Origin of the sequence: Streptomyces sp. NPDC051172, assembly GCF_040682555.1 — a bacterium.
Taxonomy (GTDB): Bacteria; Actinomycetota; Actinomycetes; order Streptomycetales; family Streptomycetaceae; genus Streptomyces.
On record NZ_JBFBBE010000514.1, the window covers coordinates 1 to 1,009 of the forward strand.

A 1,009-nucleotide genomic window follows, 5' to 3' on the forward strand; every position below is an offset into this window, starting at 1 on the left:
CGGCGCGGGAGGCCAATGACCTTCTGCATGCCCTCCGGGACCGGCCGGGCGGGCCGATGCTGGACGCCGTCGTCGGTGACGTCTCCTATCGCGTCCAGGCCCAACTGCTGAGCGCGCCGGGCCCCTGGGTGGCCGCGGACCAGGTGCTCGTGGTGGGGGCGCCGACGGGCGCCATGTCCGACGTCGCACGGCAGGCGCTGCTCGCGGTCGCCGTCGGACTGTCCGTCACCGTCCTCACCACCGCGATCCTGGTGACCCTGTGGCTGCGTCGGGGACTGGCCCCGCTGCGCGAGGTCGCCGCCGTCGCCGAGCGGGTCGCCCAGGCGGACATGGTCCACGCCGGGCTCGACCCGGAGGATTCACGCATGCCGCCTCGGCTCCTGCAGGGGCCGGACGAAGTGGCCGTCGTCGCTCAGGCGCTCGACCGGTTCACCGGCTCGGTCGAGGCGGCCCTGGAGCAGCGCCGCGTGCAGGAGCAGCACATGCGCCGGTTCATGGCGGACGCCTCCCACGAGCTGCGCACGCCGCTCGCCTCGGTGCGCGGCTACGCCGAGATGATCGCGATGACGGAGGAGCTCTCCGCGACCGGCCGGCGGTCGCTCGGCCGGGTGCTGTTCCAGGCCGACCGGATGGCCACCCTCGTGGACGACATGCTCCTGCTCGAACGGCTCGAGTCCGTCTCGCGCGGCCGGGCCATGGGCCTGGAACCCTCCGGGGAGGTGGCGCTGGCCGAACAGGTGGACCTGTCCGAGGTGGTCCTCGAGTGCGTGATGGACGCCCGCGCGGCGTGGCCGGACCACACGTGGGTGGTGGACCTGCCCGAGGGGGCGGAGCCGGGCGCCCAGCGGTCCGTCACCGGCGACCGGTCGCAGCTGGCCCGCGTGGTCGGCAACCTGCTCTCCAACGCGGCCAAGCACACCCCCGTCGGGACCACCGTCACGGCCTCCGTGCGGCAGGACCAGCCCCGGCCCGGCTTCATGCTCGTCAGCATCCACGACGACGGCGGTGG

General features: G+C 74.3%; 1 protein-coding gene. It reads left to right on the forward strand.

The features are described from left to right. Positions 1 to 56: 56 nt before the first annotated feature. Positions 57 to 1,009, forward strand: a 953-nt coding sequence (locus tag AB0N07_RS52350; RefSeq protein ID WP_365848223.1) for a histidine kinase dimerization/phospho-acceptor domain-containing protein, incomplete at its 3' end; no start/stop codon positions are given.